Raw genomic sequence first — 1,086 nt, 5'->3', positions numbered from 1 at the left:
CAGCACTTCGCGCGCCCGGGTGCCGCCGGTGCGCCGGCCCAGCACCGCGACGTTGTTGGTGTACATGTCCAGCACCGCCACCGAGTAGTAACGGCCCTTGGTATCGGGCAGCGACAGCCGCACCGGCCCGTTGGCCAGGTCCAGCCAGGCCAGTGAATACAGCGTGTCGTTGTTCGGCGCCGTCACGCGCCGGTCCGCAGGCCCCAGCAGTGCGCGCATGTGGATCCACTGGTTCAGCCGGAATTCGGTCGGCGTCTGCCCGTCGCCCAGGCGGGCCAGCCGCAGCTTGGCCATTTCCTGCAGAGGGAAGGCGTAGTCGAAGGCTGGCTTGAGCGGCATCTCGGCCGGCGGAGCGGCTTGGGCCTGTGTGTAGACGCTCAGCAGGAGTGCGGCGAACGAGGCGATGGCGAAACGTGGCATGGGCTTCCCTGGCGTTTGTCGTGCCTGCCATCGTAGGCGGCAGGTGCAGGCTCGCAAAACACCTACTGTGCAGGGGGCGCGAGTCGGCCTTCGCTGACACGCCAGCCGGCGGCGGCGTGCTAGCGTCGCTCGATGGACCTGGTTGTCGCCCGTCCCGAGGGGCTGTATTGCCCACCCGGCGATTTCTACATCGACCCCTGGCGGCCGGTGGCGCGGGCCATCATCACCCATGCCCATTCGGACCACGCCCGGGTGGGCCACGGCCACTACCTGGCGCATGTGGCCAGCGCCGGCGTGCTGCGCGGCCGGCTGGGCGAGATCACGCTGCAGACGGTCGAGTACGGCGAGGTCATCACGCAGCAAGGCGTGCGCATCTCGCTGCACCCGGCGGGGCATGTGCTGGGCTCGGCGCAGGTGCGCATCGAGTGGCAGGGCGAGGTCTGGGTCGCGTCGGGTGACTACAAGGTCGAGGTCGATCCGACCTGCACGCCCTTCGAGGCGGTGCGCTGCCACACCTTCATCACCGAATCCACCTTCGGCCTGCCGATCTACCGCTGGCCCACCCCGGCGCGGTTGATGGCCGAGGTGCAGCAATGGTGGGCCGAGAACGCGGCGGCGGGGCGCCCCAGTGTGGTGGGCGCCTATGCCTTCGGCAAGGCGCAGCGG

The 1,086-nt window shown here is 69.6% G+C and carries 1 protein-coding gene and 1 pseudogene; one reads left to right on the top strand and one right to left on the bottom strand.

Annotated elements, in window-relative coordinates:
* Positions 1 to 420: DUF1254 domain-containing protein (locus FKP22_RS31345; RefSeq protein ID WP_233447042.1), on the bottom strand; the 420-nt coding region annotated here is incomplete at its 3' end.
* A 132-nt stretch (positions 421 to 552) separates the two neighbouring features.
* Between FKP22_RS31345 and FKP22_RS31340 the strand changes: the two are divergent.
* A pseudogene (locus tag FKP22_RS31340) lies at positions 553 to 1,086 on the top strand (DNA ligase-associated DEXH box helicase); the annotation flags it as partial.

It is taken from the genome of Ideonella azotifigens (genome assembly GCF_006519715.1).
Lineage (GTDB): Bacteria > Pseudomonadota > Gammaproteobacteria > Burkholderiales > Burkholderiaceae_C > Ideonella > Ideonella azotifigens.
The sequence above is the reverse complement of the archived record's forward strand: the minus strand, read 5'-3'. Positions and strand labels throughout refer to the sequence as shown.